The 21,136-nt window shown below is 60.8% G+C and carries 19 protein-coding genes; 14 read left to right on the forward strand and 5 right to left on the reverse strand.

Annotated elements, in window-relative coordinates; translation table 11 throughout:
* Positions 1 to 16: 16 nt before the first annotated feature.
* The 6 genes from ACUN0G_RS30395 (at position 17) to ACUN0G_RS30420 (ending at position 6,725) form a co-directional block, all read left to right on the forward strand.
* The gene (locus ACUN0G_RS30395; RefSeq protein WP_445575182.1) at positions 17 to 727 is read left to right on the forward strand and encodes a FadR/GntR family transcriptional regulator; all 711 of its coding nucleotides are present in this window, start codon (positions 17 to 19) and stop codon (positions 725 to 727) included.
* A 107-nt stretch (positions 728 to 834) separates the two neighbouring features.
* Positions 835 to 2,028 (forward strand): L-2-hydroxyglutarate oxidase, encoded by a 1,194-nt coding sequence (gene lhgO / locus ACUN0G_RS30400; protein ID WP_445575183.1) that lies wholly within the window; start codon positions 835 to 837, stop codon positions 2,026 to 2,028.
* Between the two features lie 58 nt (positions 2,029 to 2,086).
* Positions 2,087 to 3,412: an MFS transporter gene (locus tag ACUN0G_RS30405; protein WP_330565599.1), complete on the forward strand. Its 1,326-nt coding sequence runs from the start codon at positions 2,087 to 2,089 to the stop codon at positions 3,410 to 3,412.
* A gap of 81 nt (positions 3,413 to 3,493) precedes the next feature.
* Positions 3,494 to 4,348 carry a CAP domain-containing protein gene (locus tag ACUN0G_RS30410; RefSeq protein ID WP_258345430.1) on the forward strand — a complete coding sequence of 285 codons (855 nt, stop codon included), beginning with the start codon at positions 3,494 to 3,496 and terminating at the stop codon, positions 4,346 to 4,348.
* Between the two features lie 140 nt (positions 4,349 to 4,488).
* Positions 4,489 to 4,908 carry an organic hydroperoxide resistance protein gene (locus ACUN0G_RS30415; RefSeq protein ID WP_445575184.1) on the forward strand — a complete coding sequence of 140 codons (420 nt, stop codon included), beginning with the start codon at positions 4,489 to 4,491 and terminating at the stop codon, positions 4,906 to 4,908.
* A 140-nt stretch (positions 4,909 to 5,048) separates the two neighbouring features.
* Positions 5,049 to 6,725 (forward strand): ATP-binding protein, encoded by a 1,677-nt coding sequence (locus ACUN0G_RS30420; RefSeq protein WP_445575185.1) that lies wholly within the window; start codon positions 5,049 to 5,051, stop codon positions 6,723 to 6,725.
* A gap of 3 nt (positions 6,726 to 6,728) precedes the next feature.
* On the opposite strand, the gene ACUN0G_RS30425 is transcribed toward ACUN0G_RS30420, so the two are convergent.
* A complete protein-coding gene (locus ACUN0G_RS30425) occupies positions 6,729 to 7,856 on the reverse strand; it encodes a GGDEF domain-containing protein (RefSeq protein ID WP_421552894.1) in 1,128 nt (375 codons plus the stop codon).
* 150 nt (positions 7,857 to 8,006) lie between these two features.
* On the opposite strand from ACUN0G_RS30425, the gene ACUN0G_RS30430 reads away from it, so the two are divergent.
* The 4 genes from ACUN0G_RS30430 to ACUN0G_RS30445 all read left to right on the forward strand — a co-directional run bounded on the left by ACUN0G_RS30430 (position 8,007) and on the right by ACUN0G_RS30445 (position 11,844).
* A complete protein-coding gene (locus tag ACUN0G_RS30430; protein ID WP_445575186.1) occupies positions 8,007 to 8,534 on the forward strand; it encodes a GNAT family N-acetyltransferase in 528 nt (175 codons plus the stop codon).
* A gap of 133 nt (positions 8,535 to 8,667) precedes the next feature.
* A complete protein-coding gene (locus tag ACUN0G_RS30435) occupies positions 8,668 to 9,720 on the forward strand; it encodes an alpha/beta fold hydrolase (protein WP_258345423.1) in 1,053 nt (350 codons plus the stop codon).
* Positions 9,720 to 10,229, forward strand: a complete 510-nt coding sequence (locus ACUN0G_RS30440; protein WP_258345422.1) for a cytochrome P460 family protein — start codon at positions 9,720 to 9,722, stop codon at positions 10,227 to 10,229. The genes ACUN0G_RS30435 and ACUN0G_RS30440 overlap by 1 nt, the downstream gene beginning before the upstream one ends.
* A gap of 283 nt (positions 10,230 to 10,512) precedes the next feature.
* Positions 10,513 to 11,844, forward strand: a complete 1,332-nt coding sequence (locus ACUN0G_RS30445; RefSeq protein WP_445575615.1) for an IS4 family transposase — start codon at positions 10,513 to 10,515, stop codon at positions 11,842 to 11,844.
* 52 nt (positions 11,845 to 11,896) lie between these two features.
* Here the strand turns inward: ACUN0G_RS30445 and ACUN0G_RS30450 are convergent, their stop codons facing one another.
* The 3 genes from ACUN0G_RS30450 to ACUN0G_RS30460 form a co-directional block, all read right to left on the reverse strand.
* Positions 11,897 to 13,306, reverse strand: a complete 1,410-nt coding sequence (locus ACUN0G_RS30450; protein WP_258345421.1) for an OprD family porin — start codon at positions 13,304 to 13,306, stop codon at positions 11,897 to 11,899.
* A gap of 204 nt (positions 13,307 to 13,510) precedes the next feature.
* Positions 13,511 to 14,920 (reverse strand): amino acid permease, encoded by a 1,410-nt coding sequence (locus ACUN0G_RS30455; RefSeq protein ID WP_445575187.1) that lies wholly within the window; start codon positions 14,918 to 14,920, stop codon positions 13,511 to 13,513.
* 77 nt (positions 14,921 to 14,997) lie between these two features.
* Positions 14,998 to 16,032: a histone deacetylase family protein gene (locus tag ACUN0G_RS30460; protein WP_445575188.1), complete on the reverse strand. Its 1,035-nt coding sequence runs from the start codon at positions 16,030 to 16,032 to the stop codon at positions 14,998 to 15,000.
* Between the two features lie 118 nt (positions 16,033 to 16,150).
* Here ACUN0G_RS30460 and ACUN0G_RS30465 point away from each other — a divergent pair, with 118 nt between their 5' ends.
* Positions 16,151 to 16,651 (forward strand): Lrp/AsnC family transcriptional regulator, encoded by a 501-nt coding sequence (locus ACUN0G_RS30465; protein WP_017475545.1) that lies wholly within the window; start codon positions 16,151 to 16,153, stop codon positions 16,649 to 16,651.
* A 263-nt stretch (positions 16,652 to 16,914) separates the two neighbouring features.
* On the opposite strand, the gene ACUN0G_RS30470 is transcribed toward ACUN0G_RS30465, so the two are convergent.
* Entirely contained in the window at positions 16,915 to 17,952 is a 1,038-nt protein-coding gene (locus ACUN0G_RS30470) for an alpha/beta hydrolase family protein (protein ID WP_445575189.1), read from the reverse strand.
* 153 nt (positions 17,953 to 18,105) lie between these two features.
* Here ACUN0G_RS30470 and ACUN0G_RS30475 point away from each other — a divergent pair, with 153 nt between their 5' ends.
* The 3 genes from ACUN0G_RS30475 to ACUN0G_RS30485 all read left to right on the forward strand — a co-directional run bounded on the left by ACUN0G_RS30475 (position 18,106) and on the right by ACUN0G_RS30485 (position 21,081).
* A complete protein-coding gene (locus tag ACUN0G_RS30475; RefSeq protein WP_445575190.1) occupies positions 18,106 to 19,737 on the forward strand; it encodes a sensor domain-containing diguanylate cyclase in 1,632 nt (543 codons plus the stop codon).
* A 125-nt stretch (positions 19,738 to 19,862) separates the two neighbouring features.
* On the forward strand, positions 19,863 to 20,444 hold the full coding sequence (locus tag ACUN0G_RS30480) for a DUF6630 family protein (RefSeq protein ID WP_445575191.1): 582 nt from the start codon (positions 19,863 to 19,865) through the stop codon (positions 20,442 to 20,444).
* Between the two features lie 16 nt (positions 20,445 to 20,460).
* A complete protein-coding gene (locus ACUN0G_RS30485; RefSeq protein ID WP_445575192.1) occupies positions 20,461 to 21,081 on the forward strand; it encodes a LysE family translocator in 621 nt (206 codons plus the stop codon).
* The last annotated feature ends 55 nt before the right edge of the window (positions 21,082 to 21,136 follow it).

Below are 21,136 nucleotides of genomic sequence, written 5' to 3' on the forward strand. Positions count from 1 at the left end.
TTACCAAGGTTTTCCCATGCTTGAGCTCCAGCGCCCTGATTCGCTCGTTATGCGCGTTGTCAGCGCCATTCGTGCAGAAATCGATTCCGGCCAACTGGCGCCCGAAGCGCGCCTGCCCACCGAACAGCAACTGGCTGAACGACTCAACGTCAGCCGCTCAGTGGTGCGTGAAGCGATTGCCCAGCTCAAGGCCGACGGCGTATTGACTGCGCGGCGTGGCCTGGGCTCATTTATTTCCCAGACCCCGGCGGGCACCGTGTTCCGTTTCCCGGAAAAGAACGGCCGCCGTCCGGACCTGGCGCAGATGTTCGAAGTACGCCTGTGGATCGAAACCCAGGCCGCCTCGATTGCCGCCCAGCGCCGTGATGCCGCTGACCTGCACCGCATGAAGACCGCCCTGCAGGAAATGCACGACAAACGCGCCGACTTCGAAGCCGCCGCCCTGGCCGATGTGGAATTCCACCGCGCCATCGCCGAGGCCAGCAAGAACGACTATTTCGTGGCCTTCCATGACTTCCTCCGCAGCCAGCTGGCCAGTGCGCGCAAGACCGCCTGGGAAAACTCTGCCACCCGTTTTGTCAGTGGTTCAGCCGACGCCACCCAGGAACACACCGCGCTGTACCAGGCCATCGTTGACGGTGACGCCCAAGGCGCCGCTGCCTGTGCCGAAGCCCACTTGCGCGCCGCAGCACGGCGCCTGCATCTGGAACTGCCCGCTATCAATTAACCGATCCAGACCCTTTGGAAGCGTGCCGTCGGGCGCGCTGTTTTTTTAACAAAATCATTAGTCTGACAACCTGATAAGCAGACTGAAATGCGTAGGTACCTAAAACAATGATTTATGACTTTTGCATCATCGGCGGCGGCATCGTCGGTTTGGCCACCGCAATGGAGTTGCTCAAGCGTCAGCCGAACGCCTCCCTGGTAATCCTGGAAAAGGAAAGCCTGCTGGCCAAGCACCAGACCGGCCATAACAGCGGCGTGATCCATGCCGGCATCTACTACGCGCCGGGCAGTCTCAAGGCCGACTTGTGCAAACGCGGCGCCGAAGCCACCAAGCAGTTCTGCGCTGAGCACGGGATCAAGTTCGAGGTGTGCGGCAAGTTGCTGGTGGCCTCGACCCCGCTGGAGGTGCAGCGGATGGAAGCGCTTTACGCCCGCTCGCAGCTTAACGGGATGAAGGTCGAACGCCTGGACGCCGACCAGTTGCGCCAGCGCGAACCGAATATCGTCGGGCTGGGCGGGTTGTTTCTCGACGCCACCGGCATTGTCGATTACCGCGAAGTCTGCGAAACCATGGCCCGGGTGATTCGCCGCGCCGGCGGGGAAATCTGCCTGGAGCGCACCGTGACCTCGATCGTCGAGGACACTGACAAAGTCACCGTCAACACCCGTGGCGAAAGCTGGCAGGCCAAGCACCTGGTGGTGTGTGCAGGTTTGCAATCGGACCGTCTGGCGGTAATGGCCGGGGTCAAGATCGACCACCAGATCATCCCGTTTCGCGGCGAATATTTCCGCCTGCCGGAATCGAAGAACAACATCGTCAACCACCTGATCTACCCGATTCCTGATCCGGAGTTGCCGTTCCTCGGCGTGCACCTGACCCGCATGATCGACGGCAGCGTCACCGTCGGCCCGAATGCCGTACTCGGCCTGGGCCGCGAAAACTACCGCAAGTTCTCGGTGAACTGGCGCGATGTGGCGCAGTACGCGAGCTTCCCGGGCTTCTGGAAAACCCTCTGGCAGAACCTCGGTTCCGGCAGCGTCGAGATGAAGAACTCGCTGTTCAAGTCCGGCTACCTGGAGCAGTGCCGCAAGTACTGCCCTTCGCTCAACATCGAAGACCTGCTGCCCTATGAAGCCGGCATCCGCGCCCAGGCCGTGATGCGCGACGGCACCCTGGTGCACGACTTCCTGTTCGCCCAGACCCCGCGAATGCTCCACGTGTGCAACGCGCCCTCACCCGCTGCCACCTCTGCAATTCCCATCGGCGCGATGATCGCCGACCGCATGTTCAAGCCCGACTGACACCCTGCATCACGCGTCACTTTGACAATAAATATAATGACTCATAAGGAAGTACAGAATGACGGCAACAGCCCGCACCCCGGACGTTGAAACCCCCGAGCAAACCCAGAAACGCCTGCGCAAAGTCGCGGCCGCGACGATCTTCGGCTCGATGCTGGAGTGGTATGACTTTTACCTGTACGCCACCATGGCGGCGATTGTGTTCTCGAAGATTTTCTTCGATAACAGCGACCCGAAAGCCGCCACGCTGATGGCGTTTTCCACCTTTGCCATCGGTTTTATCGCCCGCCCGTTCGGCGGCATTCTGTTCGGCTACCTGGGCGACAAGTTCGGGCGTAAACAAGTGCTGGTGCTGACCTTCTGCATGATGGGCGTGTGCACCACGCTGATCGGCCTGATCCCCAGCTACGCCTCCATCGGCATCTGGGCGCCGATCGTGCTGGTGTTTATCCGCATCATCCAGGGCCTGGGCGCCGGGGCCGAATTGTCCGGCGCGGCGGTCACTTCCTACGAGCACGCCTCGGAAGGCAAGCGCGGCAGCCAGGGTGCATGGCCGGCGCTGGGGCTGAACCTGGGTTTGCTGCTGTCGTCGCTGACCGTGTACCTGCTGACCATCAACGGCAACGAGTTCCTGCTGGCCGGCGGCTGGCGGATCCCGTTCATTTGCAGCATCGCGCTGGTGGGTGTGGGCCTGTGGGTGCGCAACAGCATCCCGGAAACTCCGGAGTTCAAAGAACTGAGCAAGGAAACCGCGAAGGCCAAGGCCTCGCCGCTCAAGGCGCTGTTCAAGAACGACCTCAAGGGTTTGGCCGTGGTGTTCTTCGTGGCGATTGGCTACAACGCCCTGAGCTACATCTTCAAGACTTTTTCCCTGGCGTACCTGACCCAGTTCAAGGGCGTTGATGTGCACGTGACGTCGCTGTCGGTGACCATCGCCAGCCTGATCGCCATCGTCGCCGTGCCGTGCTTCGGCTGGCTGTGCGACAAGTGGAGCAGCAAGACCGTGCTGATGCTCGGTGGCCTGCTGTCGCTGCTGTTTGCCTACCCGTTCCTCGCGCTGCTCAACACCGGTGAAAGCCTGATGATCTACATTGCCATCGGCGTGGGCACCGGCATCCTCGCCCCGATGATGTTCGCGCCCCAGGGTTCGTTCCTGAGCCGGCAGTTCCCGACCCAGACCCGCTCTTCAGGCTTTGGCACCGGGCGCGAAATCGGCACCGCGATCGCAGGTGGCCTCGCGCCATTAGGGGCGTTGTCGATGGTCGCGGCGTCGGCCACCCACTCCACTGATGGCGTTGTGATAATCCTCGCCATCTCATCGCTGCTGGTGGTGGTGTTCGCCCTGTGCGATCAGGGCCGTAAACACTCGGCATTCAAGAACTGAGGCAAAAAGTTCGGACCAACGGGTGCATGGATGCCCCTTCATCGCGCATCATGGGCACTTTCAAGCTCAAGGGAAACGTCCATGCGCGTTCTGTCATTGATGATGGGTCTTACGACGCTGGCCGCCAGTCTGGTGTTTAGCGCCCAGGCGCAGGCGGGTGAAGAAAGCCTGTTGATCGACTCGATCAATCAATACCGCAGCCAGGTTCAGCGCTGCGGCACTCAGGGTTCCCAGGAGTTGCCGCCGCTGGCCAGCGACACGCGGCTGGTGTTGCCGGTCAACAGCGTCGGCGACCTGCAGCAGGCATTGGCGCGGGCGGCGTACCCGATGGTCAACGTCCAGGCCATCAGCCTGTCGGGGCCCAAGAACGCCGAAGCCGCGATGAAAGCCGTGCGCGAAAGTTTTTGCCGGGTGGTGCTCGACCCGCAATTCATTGATATCGGGGTGAGCAACAGCGGCCAGGACTGGCGCATTGTGCTGGCCCGTCCGCTGTTGACCAGCGGCCTGGGCGAGAGCCAGACCGAAGGCAAAAAGGTCCTCGACCTCATCAACGCCGCCCGCCAGCAACCCCACCAATGTGGCGGCCAGGCCTTTGCCGCCACCACGCCGCTGAGCTGGAACGAGGCACTCGCCAACGCCGCCGCCGGCCACGCCCGCAACATGGCCAACGGCAACTTCTTCGATCACCTCGACCACGACGGCCGCACGCCGGGGGACCGGGCTGAACTGGCGGGCTACATCGGCCAGCAGATCGGCGAGAACATCGCCGCCGGCATGGACACCCCGCGCAAGGTGGTCGACGGCTGGCTTGCCAGTCCCGGGCATTGCGCCAACCTGATGAACCCGCAGTTCCGCGAAATGGGCGCCGCCTATGCCATGGACCCGAAAAGTGATGCCGGCATCTACTGGACGGGGTTGTTTGGGGTGCAGCAGTAGCGTTTTGTATCCCAACGTATCTTTGCGCCGAGGCGACACACTGCGAGACGCGGCCCCACTGGCGATGACACATTGCGGATACGCCAACACGGTTTCCTGTGCACACCGGCCCACCCCGGGCCACTCACAAGGAAACCGTCATGTCCCAGAACAGCACCGTGCTCTACACCGGCAGAACCCACACCACTGGCGGCCGTGAAGGCGCGTCCCACAGCGATGACCTGCAACTGGACATCAAGCTGTCGCCCCCGGGTTCCAAGGCGGCCGGCACCAACCCCGAGCAACTGTTTGGCGCCGGCTGGTCTGCCTGCTTTATCGGCGCGATGGGCAAGGCCGCTCAAACCCTGCAAATCCGCCTGCCGGCCGACACTGCGGTGAGCGCCGAAGTGGACCTGGTGAACAGCCCGGAAAACGGCTATTACCTGCAAGCGCGCCTGCGGGTCAGCCTGCCGGGTATTGAACACTCGGCCGCTCAGGCACTGGTGGACCTTGCCCATCAGACGTGCCCGTATTCCAAGGCCACTCGCGGCAATATCGAGGTTGCGATCAGCGTGGTCTGAAGGCGGTTTGGCGGGTCATTCTCCAGCGCAGGCATTAAAGTGCCATCTAGTGGATAATCCCGCTGAACTGGCTGGGTCCAGGGGTGTCTGTTGCTTGGCATCCCTACTCAGCAAACCGTGGCAAAGAAGGCGTTCACCGAATGACAAACTGGCTGCAAGGCGGCGGCGAAATGGCCGAACGGGTCCGGCATCACGATTGGGCCAATACCCCGCTGGGGCCGCTGGACCAATGGCCAGACGTATTGAAGACCACCGTCGCGCTATGCCTTGCCTCCAGTTTCCCTCAAGCGATCGTCTGGGGGCCTTCGCTGATCACACTGTACAACGACGGGTTTATCCCGATTCTTGGCAACAAGCCTGATGCACTCGGGCGGCCTTTCAGCCAGATCTGGCAGGAAGCCTGGCCCCAAATCAGCCCAATCGCCGACGCAGCCTTCGCGGGTGAAGCCACCTTTATCGAAAACTTCCCATTGATCGTCGAACGCGGCGGCGCGCCGGAGCAGGCGTACTTCACCTTCTGCTACAGCCCGATTCGTGACGTGCATGGCAAGGTTGTCGGCATGCTCGACACCGTCACCGAAACCACCGCTAACGTTGTCCTGTCCCGGCGATTGACCGAGTTGAATGCGAGCCTGGAGCAGCGCGTCAATGAAAGAACCACCCTGCTGATCCAGACCGAAGCCGCATTGCGCCAATCGCAAAAGCTCGAAGCCATCGGCCAGTTGACCGGTGGCGTGGCCCATGACTTCAACAACCTGCTGACCATCATTCGTTCATCCGTGGACTTCCTGCGCCTGCCGAGCCTGTCCGAAGAACGTCGCCAGCGCTACATGAGCGCCGTTACCGATACCGTGGAGCGAGCAGGTAAATTGACCAGCCAGCTGCTCGCGTTCGCCCGCCGCCAGCCGCTCAACCCGGAAGTGTTCGATGCGGCCCAGCGGGTCAAGAACATCGGCGAGATGCTCGAGACGGTCACTGGCGCGCGGATTCAGGTGCGAGTCGAACTGCCCGGTCAGCCGTGTTATATCCGCGCCGACTCCAGCCAGTTTGAAACCGCACTGATCAATATCGCCCTCAACGCCCGGGACGCCATGAGCGGCCAAGGCACCCTGACCCTGCGCCTGGATGCCGAGCAGGCACTGCCGAGCATCCGCGGTGACGCCGGCTCACGGCAGGCGTTTATTGCGATCTCCCTCACCGACACCGGCAGCGGGATTCCCGGTGAGACGTTCGAGCGCATCTTCGAACCCTTTTTCACCACCAAGGAAGTCGGCAAGGGCACCGGCCTTGGGCTGTCCCAGGTGTTCGGCTTCGCCAAGCAGTCAGGCGGTAACGTCGACGTGGCCAGCCAGGTCGACCAAGGCACGGTGTTTACCCTGTACCTGCCGCAAGTGGTGCCCGAAGAGGGCTTAGAGCGCTGCGCACCCGAGCGGTGTGGCCTGATCGCGGACTGCGCCCAACGCCATATTCTGGTGGTGGAAGACAACCTGGAAGTGGGCCGTTTTGCCAATCAGATCCTCCAGGATCTGGGCTACCAGACCACCTGGGCGACCAATGCCGAACAGGCCCTGGAGCTGGCCGGTGCAGAGGTGAAGGGATTCGATGCGGTGTTTTCCGATGTGGTGATGCCCGGCATTACCGGCGTGGCGCTGGCCAAGGAATTGCGCCGGCGCAGGCCTGACTTGCCGGTGGTGCTGACCTCGGGCTACAGCGAGGAACTGGCAGAAAGCGGCTACGAAGGCCTGGCGTTCCTGCCCAAGCCCTACTCCGCCGACCAAATCTCACAGGTACTGGCCAAGGCATTGCTCAAGGGCTGAGGCCTATTCCGCCACGGCCACCTGGTTGCGCCCGAGGGCCTTGGCGCGGTACAGCGCCTTGTCTGCGGTGTTCATCAAGCCGTGCAGGTCCTGGTCCACCGCCCGGGCCCAGGCCACGCCGAGGCTCGCGGTCAACCCATGGACCGGCTCGCTGGCCAGCCCCGCGATGGCCTTGATCAACTGCTCGGCAATGTGCCGCCCGGTCTCCAGCGACGTATCCGGCAGCAGCACCGCAAACTCCTCGCCGCCCAACCGCCCGTAGACATCGGCCTGGCGAAACGACGCGCTGATCACCCCGCCGATCTGCCGCAGCACCTGGTCCCCGGCCTGGTGGCCGTAGGTGTCGTTGATGTTTTTGAAGTGGTCCATGTCCATCATCAGCGCGCACAACGGCTGCTGGTTGTGCCGACACTGTTCGTAGAGCAACTGCGCGTGCTCGAAGAACGCCCGGCGGTTCATCAGGCCGGTGAGTTCGTCGGTTTGTGCGGCGCGGGTGGAAATATTGTGGGCACGTTCCATTTGCCGGGTCAGGCGAAAGGCTTTCTCCAGGGCATCCGACAGCTTGCGCGTGGCGCCGCCAACAAACGAGGAGAACACCAGCACCGCCAGCGCCATGCCGACTTGCATCGAGGAGGGTTGAAACAGCAGCCACAGGGTGCATGGCAGCAAGACCAGGCCCATGGAAACCAGGGTCATGTAGCGATAGGCCGAGTAACACGAGACGGCGCTGACCGACATGCCCACGGTGAACAACATCACCAGGGCCTGGGAGAGTCGGTCGTCGGTGGGCATCAGCGCGAATGCACCGATCCCCCAGACTCCGGCTGACAACATCAGCGTCACCCAGTAACGCCGTTCCCAGCGTGCGGGGGTGCGATCACTGTTGGGGCAGCGAAACCAGGCCATGAACATCGACACTCGCAGCAGCGACGTGCCCGCCAGCACCACCAGCCAGACCAGCATTACCGAGTGGTCGAAACGTTCCCAGCACAGCCAGCAGAGCATGGCGGCCGCCATATAACTGCCGAACACTGCCGAAAATGATTGGCGAAACAGCTGGTGCAAGCGATCGGTTCGTACCTGCTCCTCGATGAAGCAATCCTGGTCCTGCCCACGTTCAAGGCCATTCATTGGGTCCGCCTGATCTTACTGCCGCGACAAAGTGCCATTGTGGCATCCTGCCAGTACCCCTAACAACTGAATCAAGCGTGCTAGAGCGCCGAAAGCAGGATAAATATAGGTGAACACCTTCTCTCTCGCCCCCAGGATCAGAGCCCATCCATGCCTAAACAACCGATAACCACCCAACGATTGATGCTAAGGCCCCCAACGGTCGACGACGCGGCCAGTGTATTCGCCATTTATGGCGATCCCGAGACCAACCGCTACAACCCGGCAGGTCCCCTCACGGACCTGGATCAAGCAAAAGCCGTGCTGGATCGCTGGCTGGAACACTGGGCAGAACATGGCTTTGGCCAATGGGCAATCGTGACCCAAGAGGCGCCGCAACACGTGATCGGCTTTGGGGGCATTACGCTGTACCACTACAACGAGGTTGAGCGGATCAACCTGGGTTACCGCTTCGCCGTCAGCGCCTGGGGCCAGGGTTATGCAACAGAGCTTGCCAGGGCCGCGTTGCAATTTGGTTTTGTGCAGCTGGATCAGCCAGAGGTCTACGGCGTGGTGCGCCCGGCGCATCAGGCGTCGATCAACGTGCTGGAAAAAATCGGCATGCAACGCATCGATGAGTTGGACGATGTGCCCGGGCAAGCGCCGAGCCTGGTGTACAGGGCGACCCGGCCTCTCTGAACAATGTATCGCAGTGTGTCCAGACCACCCTGCGATACAAAACGTTTAACCCGATGGTTTTCTCGAAACAGGCCGGATACACCACTGCGTTCAACTGTGAGCCAGGCACACAACCCGCCGCTGGAGACTCACCATGCACCCACAGTTGAACACCTCACCCGGTTTCAAGCCCCGCCGCCTGATGGGCGCGTCGCTGCTGGCCCTTACGCTGTTGCAGTTCGGTGCCTTCGGCGTAGCCAATGCACAAGACACACAAGCGCCTGCAGTTGCCAGTGCCAGTGCCCACACCACGCTTGGCCCGTTGAAGCATGTGAAGGCGGGCTTGCTGGACGTGGCCTACGCCGAAGTCGGCCCGGCGGAGGGCCCGGTGGTGATCCTGCTGCATGGCTGGCCCTACGACATTGACAGCTACTCCGAAGTAGCGCCGCTGCTGGCCGCCCAAGGTTACCGGGTACTGGTGCCCTACGCCCGCGGCTACGGCGACACACATTTCCTGTCGGCAAAGACCCTGCGCAACGGCCAGCCCGCCGCACTCGCGGTCGACCTGATCGACTTCATGGATGCACTGAAAATCAAACACGCCGTGCTCGGTGGCTATGACTGGGGCGCACGCACCGCCGACATCGTCGCCGCGCTATGGCCGGAGCGAGTCAAAGCGCTGGTGTCAGTCAGCGGCTACCTGATCGGCAACCAGGCTGCCGGCAAGAACCCGCTGCCGCCCAAGGCCGAGCTGCAATGGTGGTACCAGTTCTACTTCGCCACCGACCGCGGCGCCGCCGGCTATGCAAAAAACACCCACGACTTCGCCAAGCTGATCTGGCAGATCGCCTCGCCGAAATGGGCGTTTGACGACGCCACCTTCGACCGCAGCGCCAAAGGCCTGGACAACCCCGACCATGTCGCCGTGTCGATCTTCAACTACCGCTGGCGCCTCGGGCTGGTGCAGGGCGAAAAGAAATACGCAGCGCTGGAGCAAAAACTCGCCACCGCCCCGTCCATCGGCGTACCCACCATCACCCTGGAAGGCGACGCCAACGGCGCACCGCATCCGGCCGCGGAAGACTACGCCAAGCGCTTCACCGGCAAATACGAATACCGGTTGATCAGCGGCGGCATCGGCCACAACCTGCCGCAGGAAGCCCCGCAAGCCTTTGCCAAGGCTGTGATTGATGCGGATCACTTGTGATGAAGCGCCTGCATCTTGCTGCACTCGTCGCTGCAACCGCCGCCGTGGTGGCCACCGCTACCGGGTTCGCCTTTGGCGGCTCTACCACCAGTGAGCCATCACCGATCTACGGCGTGACCATTCCCGACGGCTACCGCCAATGGGAGCTGATCGCACCGGCCCAGGAAGCCGACCCACTGAATGAACTGCGGGTGGTGCTGGGCAACAAGATCGCGCTCAAGGCTTACCGCGACGGCACGCTGCCCTTCCCCGACGGCACCGTGCTGGCGAAGCTGGCCTGGAAACATGTGCAGTCGCCCGAGTTCAAGACCGCGTCGATTCCCGGCGCGGCCACCACCGTGCAGTTCATGGTCAAGGATTCGAAAAAATATGCGGCGACGGGAGGCTGGGGTTTTGGGCGGTTCATCAACGGCAAGCCAGCGGACCAGGCGCAGCATGAAACGTGCTTTGCCTGCCATCAGGCGTTGGTCAAGAACCACGATTACGTGTTTACCCGACTGGCGCCTTAGCGCCCACAACAAACGCCGCCGCAACCGCCCCCCCCCGTAGCAGCTGTCGAGCCCAAGCGAGGCTGCGTCAGCGGTGTATCTGACACACCGCAAACGCAGCCTCGCTTGGGCTCGACAGCTGCTACGTTGGGTGGTGTTTTTATCTGGCGCTGGCGCTGCCAGCGCATCGCGGGTTGCAAAAAAAGGCCACCCAATGGGCTAATGCCAGTCAGTTAAGCCTTCTCGCTTGACCTTTGGCCGCAAGAAATCAAAATCCGATGCCGTACTGGCATCGGATTTTTTTATGCGTCTCGCTCGAGCACTGGAACTGACCCACAACATCGCCTCTACCCCCAACGCCATCGAGGGATTGGATGCCTTGCTCGATCCTTCCTTGGTCGAACAGGCGCTTGAACAGGCCGGTGTGGCGACCCTGCGCAAGCGGCGCTTGCCGCTGGAAATGATGCTGTGGTGCGTGATTTCCATGGCGTTCTTCCGGCGTATGTCGGCATGGGATGTGGTTAGTCGCATGAACATCATGCTGCCGGGCCAGCGTCCGCTGGTGGCGCCCAGCGCCGTAGTCCAGGTCCGTCAGAGATTGGGCAGCGAAGCGGTAAGGCAGGTCTTCGATCTGACTCAGAAAAATTGGCATGAGGCGGCCGATCACCCAACGTGGGCGGGTTTGCGTTTATTGGGCGTCGACGGCGTCGTCTGGCGAACACCCGATACTGCCGAAAACCGCGCGCGTTACGATTCCGCCAGCAATCAGCATGGTGATACGGGCTTTCCTCAGGTGCGCATGGTTTGCCAAATGGAATTGACCAGCCACTTGCTGATCGGCAGTGCTTTTGATGGCTATCGCAGCAACGAAATGAAACTGACGGAAAAGCTGATTGAAACCACGCCCGATCACTCGTTGACGCTGTTTGATCGCGGTTTTTATTCTTTGGGTTTACTGCATCAGTGGCAGCAGGCGGGCACCGAGCGACATTGGCTGATGCCGCTGCGCAAAGGTGCGCAGTACGAAGTCATTCAGCGTCTGGGGCGTCAAGATGCGGTGGTTTCGCTGAGCACCTCGCCGCAGGCGCGCAAGCAATGGCCGGGACTGCCGGAGCGCCTGACTGCACGGCTGCTGAGCAAAACCGTAAAGGGCAAGATGTGTCAGATCCTGACCTCGATGAGCGATCCGCTGCGCTTCCCGCCCGACGAAATCGTCGATCTGTACAGCCAGCGATGGGAGATCGAACTAGGGTTTCGAGAGATGAAACAGACGCTGCTCAACAGCAGTTATACGCTGCGCAGCAAGACGCCAGAGATGATCGAACAAGAGTTGTGGGGCGTATTGTTGGGCTACAACTTGTTGCGTTATCAGATGGTGGAAATGAGTCGCCACTGTCCTGGCATTTATCCGTGCGAAATGAGCTTCACCGCTTGCACTTGGGCGATTCTGGGGTTTATCAACAGCGTCTGCGCCGACCGTTCCGGGAACATCCCCAAGTATTTGGCAGAGCTTCATGCTTCAGCGCCGCACTACGTGCTGCCGCATCGACGTGAGGAGCGCGTATATCCTCGGGCGATTCGCCTGAAATCACCGAAGTATCCGATCAGAAATAAAAATGCCAGTCAGCTTAACTGACTGGCATTAACCCAATGGGCGGCCTTCCTTTAGAGCATTTACCGGCAACTGATCAAAACAGCGCGTAGGTGTAGTTGAAGATCAGGCGGGTTTGATCCTGGTCGGCAGTGCCGGTGTTGTGACCGTGGTAGCTACCGGTACGGAAGGTGGTACCGAAGCCTTTCAGCGGGCCTGCTTGCACGACGTAATCCAGACGGAAATCGGTTTCGCGTTCCGACTGATCGCTGCCGCCGGCAACCTTGGACTTGATGTCGCTGCCGTTGAGGTAAGCAACGGAAGCTTTCAGGCCCGGCACCAGGGTTCTGAAGTCATACAGGTACTGACCGAAATTGACCTGCTCGCCCGCACGGGAGAACTGACCAACCACGGCGTCGGTGAACAGGTAGAAGTCGGAGCCCGCCGCGCCTTGTGCGGTTGGGTCGGCGATGCTGCCCTGATTGACCCAGACGAAGCCGCCGTCATCGCTCACGCCAATGTGGCCAAGCATCAACTGGCTGCCACCCAACTGGTAGGTGAAGGCAGCACTGTAGGTTTTGTTGTCGACTTCGCCGGCGTGTTTGGCGTAGCCACCGTTGTTGTTGAACGCGTAGCCAGCCGAACCGTTTTTGCCGTCGCTGGTGCTGTCGAAATAGCGCAGGTCGGTTTTGAACGATTGGTCATTGCCCAGCGGCAGTACGTGCACCAGGCCGAAATAGTTCTGTTTGTAGAAGTCTTCCAGGTCGGCGTAGTAGTACTGCAACGTCAGGTTTTTAGCGATGACGTTGTCAGAAGAACCAAACGGCTGGTAGTCAACGCCGCCGAAACGGAAGCTGTCGCTGTCGCGAGTGGCACCGGCGACGCTCAGGCCAGTGGAGTTACTTGATGCACGGCCTTCAGCCTTGTTCAGCTCGCCACCGGTGAAGGTGACGTTAGGAATGTCCTTGGAGGTCAGGATACCGCCGTCGAATGTTTGCGGTGCGGCACGGCTATCGTTGGACACCAGGATCGGCAGGATCGGCGCCAAGCCACCGCCTACGTGCAATTCAGTCTGGGAAATACGGAATTTAACGTTGCCGGCTGCGCGACCGAAACTGTCAGCAGGCTCGGTGCCGTTGTTCTTGACCGGGAAGAAGCTGTTGCCGTTACCCGACAGGCCATTACCGGCTGCGTGGCCGTCACCACCGTCGAGACGCAAGGCGCCGAACGCCATCACGTCGAACCCAACGCCTACGGTGCCTTGGGTGTAGCCGGATTTGTAGTCGAAACGCAGTACTTGAGCCGCCTCGCGCAGGTCGTTCGCGGTGCCGGCGTGAACGTCGGCGTTGTAGTACATGGTGCGCGAACTGATCGACGAGTGACTGTCTTCGAGGAAGCCGCTATGACCGTTACCCGTGCCGAGTGAACCAAGCCCAAAGTCATCTGCACAGGCCTGTTGTGCGAGGACAGCCGCGGTGATAGCCAAAGCTAATGTAGAGAGTTTCATTTACTGCGCCCCTGTGAACATTATTTTTTTACTGTCCTTCGAGCGAATACCGTTGCGGCCCTGCAAACGCTGCGGATTGTGGCATGGGGCTGATCGCGCAGAATGTGAAATCTTTGTCATGTAGCGATGAAAAAACCGTCATGAAAAGGCCGTAGAAGACGGCCTTTTTTTAGGCTTGAGTGCCAGTGAATTGTATGACGACTGTTAGAGCGCCGCGCGCTGATCAGGCTGAAGTCGGCTGCGAACATGGGAAAACTGGTAGGCAACTGCCAGCCATACAAACCAGGCAGGCATCACGCACAATGCCAGCCGCGTGTCTGGGCGCAGCGCCAGCAGGCAAAGTACAAACGCCATGAACCCAAGTGAAACCCAGGCCATCGGTACGCCACCGGGCATTTTGTAGAGGGATTTTGCGTGCAGCTCCGGTCGTTTTTTACGATAGGCAATGTAGGACGCCAGGATGGTCGACCAGGTAAAAATCACCAGGATCGCCGAAACGGTGGAGACGATGGTAAAGGCCGTCATCACTTCCGGGACAATAAAGAGCAGCAACAACCCCAGCAGCATCAGGAAGGTGGTAAACGCCAGGCTGATAAACGGCACGCTGTGTTTCGACAGGCGCCGGAAGATTCCCGGTGCATCCCCCAGGTCCGCCAAACCAAACAACATCCGACTGGCGGAAAACACCCCGCTGTTGGCCGACGAAGCCGCCGACGTCAGCACCACAAAATTCACAATCCCGGCGGCGGCGGGAAAGCCGGCCACCAGGAACAACTCGACAAACGGACTCTTGCTGGGCGACACCTGCTGCCAGGACGTCACGGCAATGATGCACGCCAGGGCCAGCACGTAAAACAGGATGATCCGCAGCGGAATCGAGTTGATTGCCTTGGGCAACGTCTTCTCCGGCGAGCGGGTTTCCGCCGCCGCCGTGCCGATCAACTCAGTGCCGGCAAACGAAAAGATCGCCATCTGAAACCCGGCAAAGAACCCGAACAAGCCATTGGGAAACGCCGCCTGTTTATCCAGCAAATGGTTGAGGGAAGCCGTGACGCCAGTGGGCGAAACAAACGAGCTGGCAATCAGCACCGCGCTCACGCTGATCAAGGTCACCACGGCGATGATCTTGATGATCGCGAACCAGAACTCCACCTCACCAAACAGCCGTACCGTCAGCACATTCAGCGCAAACAGGGTCAGCAGCATGGCGATCGCCGGGATCCAGGCCGGCACATCCGGAAACCAGTACTGGAAAAAGCCCCCGACCACCACCGCATCCCCCACCACCGCTACGCTCCAGCTCAGCCAATACGACCAGCCGAGAAAAAACGCGGCACGCGGCCCCAGATAGGCACCGGCAAAGTCGGCGAAGCTCTTGAAGTTCAGGTTGGATAACAGCAGCTCGCCCATGGCGCGCATCACGAAATACACAAACAGCCCGATGATCATGTAGATCAGGATGATCGAGGTGCCGGACAGCGCGATGATCTTGCCCGAGCCCATGAACAGGCCGGTGCCAATTGCACCGCCCATGGCCATCAGTTGGATATGTCGGTTATTGAGGGTGCGTTGCAAAGCGGGCTTTTCAATAAGCCCGGGCGCGGTTGTTTTCATCACAAAACCTCTTGTTATGTTTTTGAGTTTTGGCAGAAAAAAGTCAGGGTTTTTTTATTGTTGAAATGGCATCGGGATCAGGCGTGTTTGTTCTCGAAACCATGCAGCACGTTGACGGCATTGATGCCGATTTCATCGACCATGTAGCCGCCTTCCATCACAAACAGGGTGGGCACGCCGACGCTGGCGATGATCTCGCCGATGCCCAGGAAGTCGCGGCTTTCGAGGAGGAAATGGCTGATGGGATCGTCCTTGAACGTGTCGACGCCGAGGGAGATCACCAACACTTCCGGCGAGAACTTTCGCAGTTGAATGCAGGCGTCGAGCAGCGCATCTCTATAGGTGCTCCAACCGGTGTTTTTCGCCAGCGGGTAGTTGAGGTTAAAGCCCTCGCCCGCCCCTGCGCCGCGCTCGGTACTGAAGCCCGAAAAGTAGGGATACGACACGGACGGTTCGCCATGCAGCGAGACGAACATCACGTCGCTGCGGTCGTAGAAAATGTTCTGCGTGCCGTTGCCGTGGTGGAAATCCACGTCCAGCACCGCAACACGCTTGGCGCCTTGAGTGATCGCCTGCTGCGCTGCGATGGCGGCGTTATTCAGGTAGCAATAACCGCCCATGTATTCCCGCGCTGCATGGTGGCCCGGTGGACGGCACAGGGCGAAGGCACTGTTGTGGCCTTCATCGATCAACGCCAGGCCGGTGAGCGCGATATCGGCGCTGGTCTTCACCGCTTCCCAGGTGGTGCTGGTGATGGGCGAACCGGCATCCATCGCGAAGAAGCCGAGCTTGCCATCGATGAATTCCGGTACCTGTTCGTTGGCCAGATCACGCACCGGCCACACCAGCGGCAACGCATCATGGGCACGGCCGATGGCGGTCCATTCAGCCCAGGCGGTTTCCAGGAAAGCCACGTAGCGTTCGCTGTGGGCATTGACGTAACAGGCCCGGTCGAAGGTGCGCGGGACGATGATATCGCCCAGGCCCACGTGCTTGACCCGGTCACGCACCGTGTCGGCGCGGCTGGGTTGTTCGAAGGACGGCTTGAGCACGCCATCCTTGAGTTCGGTGCCATGGTGCAAACGATGAGAATCACTAAAAACAGTCAACATGAAAGGCATCCACCCGTGAAAGACAGGTGATTATTTTGTTCTGGCTGTGGTGGGCTTTCTTTGCTTTTATGTGCGCCGATGCTAGCGTAATCGGGCATTTTTACCCCGATGAGCCGCCATGAAGAAAAATAAAACCAAGCAGGTCGCACTTGACGACACCGATCTCGCCATCCTCGCGTTGCTGCAGGAAGACGCGAGTATCTCCAACGCCGAACTCAGCGAGCGCCTGTCCCTTAGCCTCACGCCGTGCTGGCGGCGGCGTAAGCGGCTGGAAGAAGAAGGTGTGATCAAGGACTACCAGGCCAACCTCGATCGCAAGATGCTGGGCCTGGAAATCATGGCGTTTGTGCACGTGCGGTTTGCGGTGCATTCCGACCATACGCCGGAAGATTTCGAGGCGGTGATCAAGGAACTGCCGCAGGTGCAGGCGTGCCACAAGATCACCGGGGATGCGGATTATCTGTTGCAGGTGTTGGCGGAGGATCTGGATGCGTACAGCGATTTTGTGGAGAGCGTGTTGCGGCGGCAGTTGGGGATTGCGTCGATTCAGTCGAGTTTGGCGTTAAGGGAGGTGAAGGCGACGAGTCGGGTGGCGATTCCGGGGCGGGTGGGGAAGTGATGTAGTGGGAAATCAGTTTTTGTTTTCTATCCCACGATTCGGCTAGCTAGACGGTGGCGAGGGGGCTTGTCCCCCGTTGGGCTGCGTAGCAGTCCTGTTTTTGGGGGCGCTACGCACCCCAGCGGGAGCAAGCTCCCTCGCCACGGGTTGGTGGTTTTCTGACAGAGCAGTGGCGTTTGGCGGATTGCCGGGGCTGCTGCGCAGCCCAACGGGGGGCAAGCCCCCTCACCACAGGCTGTGTGTTGTCCGAAGATATCTGACAGCTAACGCAGGGACTGCTGCAGGAACTCGCTGATCAAGCTGAGTATCTGCTGCTGGATCTGCGGCTTGGGACGAGCGCCCTTGGCATCCAGGCAGATGAAGCCTTCGCCGGGGTCGCTCTGTTCAATTCGCTCCACCGCGCCCGGCTTGCACAGGGGCAGGAAGCTGAAGTGCGTGGCATCGCTGATTTCCACGTAGCGCGACGTGGCCTGCGGCAAGCGCTTGGCCATGTCGGCCGACTCCAGCGCGGCGGGCAATTCCGGGGACGGTGTGCCTGCTGCAATCACCAGTGTGGGGCGGTTCAGCGCCGCGAGGCTTTCGTCGCTGAAGCCGCGGGCGAAGCCTAGGTCCAGGGAAACGATGGCCGCCACGCGCGGGTCACTCAGGTCCTCGGCCAGGAGCTGTTTGGCCTGGTCCGTGCGACCCACCTCGATCAGGTCGTACGCCTTGCAAGGGGCGATCTCGGAATGCACCTTGCAGTCCTCGGTAAAGCGCTGGGGATCAAAGCGGGCGCCGCCAACTTCCATCGCGGTCCAGCCGCCGAGTGAGTGCCCCACTACGGCGATCCTGTGGTCGGCCACCGCGCCAAAGCGTTTTGGCTGTGCGATCACGGCATCAATCACCCGATGGACATCAAGTGGACGTTTCCAGAGTTCGGAGGCCGCGGGTTGGGTGCGGTCCTTGCTGGTGGTGCCGGGGTGGTTGGGCGAAGCGACGATGTAACCCTGCCCGGCCAACGCGTTGGCGAGCCACGACTGGTTGATCCAGTTGCCGAAGATGCCGTGGGAGATCACCACCAACGGGTGCTCGCCGGCAGCCGGCGCGGCGTCCTTCAAGGCCGGCGCGCCGACAAACACCGGATTGTCAGCGATCAGTTGCGGCGTACCGGCAGCATGGGTCGGGTACCACACCGCCACCTGCAACGGCCTGCCGTGTTCCGCGTCGGGAATCACTATTTCCTGGAAGCCTATCTGCACGTCACGGGCCTGAGCCAGCCCGGACGCAACCATCAACAACAGAGCAACACACAGCGTTTTCATCCTTGAGTTCCCTAAGTGGCTAAGCGCCATATTCTGGCATGGCCGTGATGGGAAAGCAGGCGTGAAATCAAGGCACCTATAAACCATCAGGCTATGGCAACTATCCGAATGGTATGACTACCATGTCATCACACTCCTTTCAGATTGCCCCCAATGATCAAAGCCAGCCTGCGCACTCACCTGACCCTCTGGTTCGCCGGGTTGTCGCTGCTCACCCTGGTGAGCGTAGGGTTCTACGTTGGGCACATCGCCACTGAGCAACTGAAACTCGCCAGTGGTAATGCATTGTTAAGCACCGCCCGCTCTACCGCCGCGCTATTGGCGGTGCAACTGCGTGAACGCCAGCTTGAGGTGTCACTGCTCAGCCGCGCGCCGCTGTTCAGTCGGGGCAACCTGGACGATCCGGATATCCTGACCTCCATGGAGCAACGCACCCAGTCCCGCGCCGAGTACGCATGGATGGGTGTGGCCGACACCGACGGGCGCGTGCGCCAGGCGGTGAACGGGCTACTGGTCAATCAATCCGTAACCGCACGCCCCTGGTTCCAGACCGGTTTGCAGGGTAACTACACCGGCGATCCCCACGAGGCGGTCCTGCTTGCCAAGCTGCTGCCGGGGTCCAACGGTGAGCCTTGGCGCTTCATCGATTTTGCCGCACCGATTCGCAACGCCGGGGGCCAGGTGATCGGCGTACTGGGGGCCCACGCCCATTGGTCTTGGGTGACGCAAATTGTCGAGGCCGCCAAAGGCAGTGCGCCGGATATCGAGGCGCTGATCATCGACAACGACGGCAAGGTGCTCTACCCGGAACAACTGGCCGGCCAGCACCTGCCCCAGGACCGTCTGACCAATGCCACCGGCTGGTCGGTCGATAATGGCTACGTGACCAGCGCCGTGGCTGTGCCCAGCCCGTCGAATTCCAGCCTGACGTGGTACATCGTGATGCGCCAGCCGCTGGAAATCGCCCTGCATCCAGCGCGCGTGCTGCTCTACAAACTGCTGCTGTTGGGCGTGATCGCCGCCGTGGCTTTCGGCTTCGTGGCGTATTACCTGGCGTCGTACCTGAGCCGGCCCATCGAGGAGCTGGCGCGCTCGGCCAAGCAGGTCCAGGACCAACAGCCCGGCGCCTACTTCCCCCAGGACCATTTCGTGCGGGAGATCGCCCAGCTCGGACGCTCCATCAAGGGCATGACCCAATCGCTGCTTGGCAAGGAGCGCGAACTGCAGGACACCAACGCGTCCCTGGAAGCCACCGTCGCCCAACGCACTGCCGCCCTCACCCAGGCCAATGCCGAGCTGTTGAACCTGGCCAGCCATGACGCCCTGACCGGTGTCTACAACCGTCGGCGTTTCGATGAAAAACTGGCGGATCACAGCCTCCTGTTCCAGCGCAGCGGGCGCGCGTTTGCGTTGCTGCTGATTGACGTCGATCATTTCAAGCGAGTCAACGATACCCACGGGCATTCCGTTGGGGATGATGTGCTGCGCCAGATCTCGCAGCTGATTCAGCAAGCCACCCGCGCCACCGACTTCGTCGCCCGTTACGGCGGTGAAGAGTTTGCGGTGCTGTTGCCGGAAATCGAAGTGCCGGACAGCCCGGACGTAGTGGCCGAGAAGATTCGCGCGGCCATCGCCGGGGCGTATTTCGAAACGGCTGGGCAAGTCACGGTGAGCATTGGCGTGGGACTCGCTGAAGCGTCGGACAGCGACACGACAGTGCTGATCAAGCGTGCGGATCAGCAGCTGTATCGGGCCAAGTCGTCGGGGCGTAATCGCGTGGCATGACGGCTTAGTGCGTCATGAGCCTTTCCACACAGCCACAACGCGTTTGATTAACTATCGACAGCCGCGCGCCCATGACCGTAACCTGCCCCACAATCGGTGAACACAACGTATCCAGGGAGGACAGCATGGGCATTTGGGATCGTCTGTTTGGCGGGCGCTTTACCATGCCACCGCCCGAGGAAACCAACGCCAGCCATGCCGCCATCATGCGAGAGATGCGCCCTCCCGAATTCCCGCAGCAGAAGCAGGCGCTCAAGACACTGACCCAAACGCTGCTGGCCCGTGCGCCGGAAGCGGAAAGCGCCAGGCTGGTACGGCGAGTGCTGCGCCAGTACTCCGTCGGGCAAGACGCCGCCACGGCGCTGTCGCTGGGTTTGCTTGAAGACACCCGCGGACAGAAACTCGACTACCTGACGCTGCTGGCCGTCGACTGGCGTGGGTATGACAGCTTTGAATACCTCGCGCCCTACCTGGCAAGCGCCAGCGGCGTGCAAGAACGTTACGTCTACGTGCATGACGGCAGGTCATCAATGGCTGAGGTGCTGGGTCGTTTCGACCAATGGCTGGCTCGGTTCGGCAAGCGTTACGTTCATCTGGACTCGGGAGATGACGATTTCCAGGGCTTCATCATCGATGCTGAACAGGTCGAGGCAACCATCGAGCTGGCGCGTGTGGCCGGTATCAACGCCAGTCTTGAGAGTTTCTGATTTCAGGTAACTATCCATGTCCATCACCGATAACCTGCTGGCCTTTACCTTCGCCGCCACGTTGCTGACGCTGACCCCAGGGTTGGACACGGCCCTGGTGCTGCGCACCGCAACGGTCGAAGGCAAGCAACAAGCGCTGCGCGCCACCCTGGGCATCAACGCCGGCTGTTTGTTATGGGGTGCAGCGGTGGCCTTTGGGCTGGGTGCACTGATCGCCGTATCCGAGGTGGCCTTCAACGTCTTGAAGTACTGCGGCGCGGCTTACCTGGCCTGGCTGGGCCTGAACATGCTGTTGCGTCCGCGCAGCTCGCTGGCACCCGTCGAAACCGATGGAAAACCCGGCGCCAACTGGTTTTTGAAGGGCATGATGGGCAACGTGCTCAACCCCAAGATCGGGATTTTCTACGTGTCTTTCCTGCCGCAGTTCATTCCCCAGGGGCATTCCATGGTGGTGTGGACGTTCGGGCTGGTGAGCATCCATGTGGTGATCAGCCTGATCTGGTCACTGATACTGATCGGCGCCACGCAGCCACTGGCCGGTGTGCTGCGGCGTGAACAGGTGATCAAGTGGATGGACCGCACCACCGGCATGATCTTTGTGCTGTTCGCGGCCCGGCTGGCGTTCAGCAAGCGCTGAGGTCAACGTGTGGCGAGGGGGCATGTCCCCCGTTGGGCTGCGCAGCGGCCCCCAA

It is taken from the genome of Pseudomonas sp. 32A (assembly GCF_052682255.1).

Coding starts and splice junctions, on each gene's coding strand:
- ACUN0G_RS30405 (WP_330565599.1), top strand. CDS start 2,087: ATGACGGCAACAGCCCGCACCCCGGACGTTGAAACCCCCGAGCAAACC.
- ACUN0G_RS30460 (WP_445575188.1), bottom strand. CDS start 16,032: ATGTTGACTGTTTTTAGTGATTCTCATCGTTTGCACCATGGCACCGAA.
- ACUN0G_RS30450 (WP_258345421.1), bottom strand. CDS start 13,306: ATGAAACTCTCTACATTAGCTTTGGCTATCACCGCGGCTGTCCTCGCA.
- ACUN0G_RS30485 (WP_445575192.1), top strand. CDS start 20,461: ATGTCCATCACCGATAACCTGCTGGCCTTTACCTTCGCCGCCACGTTG.
- ACUN0G_RS30475 (WP_445575190.1), top strand. CDS start 18,106: ATGATCAAAGCCAGCCTGCGCACTCACCTGACCCTCTGGTTCGCCGGG.
- lhgO (WP_445575183.1), top strand. CDS start 835: ATGATTTATGACTTTTGCATCATCGGCGGCGGCATCGTCGGTTTGGCC.
- ACUN0G_RS30410 (WP_258345430.1), top strand. CDS start 3,494: ATGCGCGTTCTGTCATTGATGATGGGTCTTACGACGCTGGCCGCCAGT.
- ACUN0G_RS30420 (WP_445575185.1), top strand. CDS start 5,049: ATGACAAACTGGCTGCAAGGCGGCGGCGAAATGGCCGAACGGGTCCGG.
- ACUN0G_RS30455 (WP_445575187.1), bottom strand. CDS start 14,920: ATGAAAACAACCGCGCCCGGGCTTATTGAAAAGCCCGCTTTGCAACGC.
- ACUN0G_RS30480 (WP_445575191.1), top strand. CDS start 19,863: ATGGGCATTTGGGATCGTCTGTTTGGCGGGCGCTTTACCATGCCACCG.
- ACUN0G_RS30435 (WP_258345423.1), top strand. CDS start 8,668: ATGCACCCACAGTTGAACACCTCACCCGGTTTCAAGCCCCGCCGCCTG.
- ACUN0G_RS30395 (WP_445575182.1), top strand. CDS start 17: ATGCTTGAGCTCCAGCGCCCTGATTCGCTCGTTATGCGCGTTGTCAGC.
- ACUN0G_RS30445 (WP_445575615.1), top strand. CDS start 10,513: ATGCGTCTCGCTCGAGCACTGGAACTGACCCACAACATCGCCTCTACC.
- ACUN0G_RS30470 (WP_445575189.1), bottom strand. CDS start 17,952: ATGAAAACGCTGTGTGTTGCTCTGTTGTTGATGGTTGCGTCCGGGCTG.
- ACUN0G_RS30425 (WP_421552894.1), bottom strand. CDS start 7,856: ATGAATGGCCTTGAACGTGGGCAGGACCAGGATTGCTTCATCGAGGAG.
- ACUN0G_RS30440 (WP_258345422.1), top strand. CDS start 9,720: ATGAAGCGCCTGCATCTTGCTGCACTCGTCGCTGCAACCGCCGCCGTG.
- ACUN0G_RS30415 (WP_445575184.1), top strand. CDS start 4,489: ATGTCCCAGAACAGCACCGTGCTCTACACCGGCAGAACCCACACCACT.
- ACUN0G_RS30465 (WP_017475545.1), top strand. CDS start 16,151: ATGAAGAAAAATAAAACCAAGCAGGTCGCACTTGACGACACCGATCTC.
- ACUN0G_RS30430 (WP_445575186.1), top strand. CDS start 8,007: ATGCCTAAACAACCGATAACCACCCAACGATTGATGCTAAGGCCCCCA.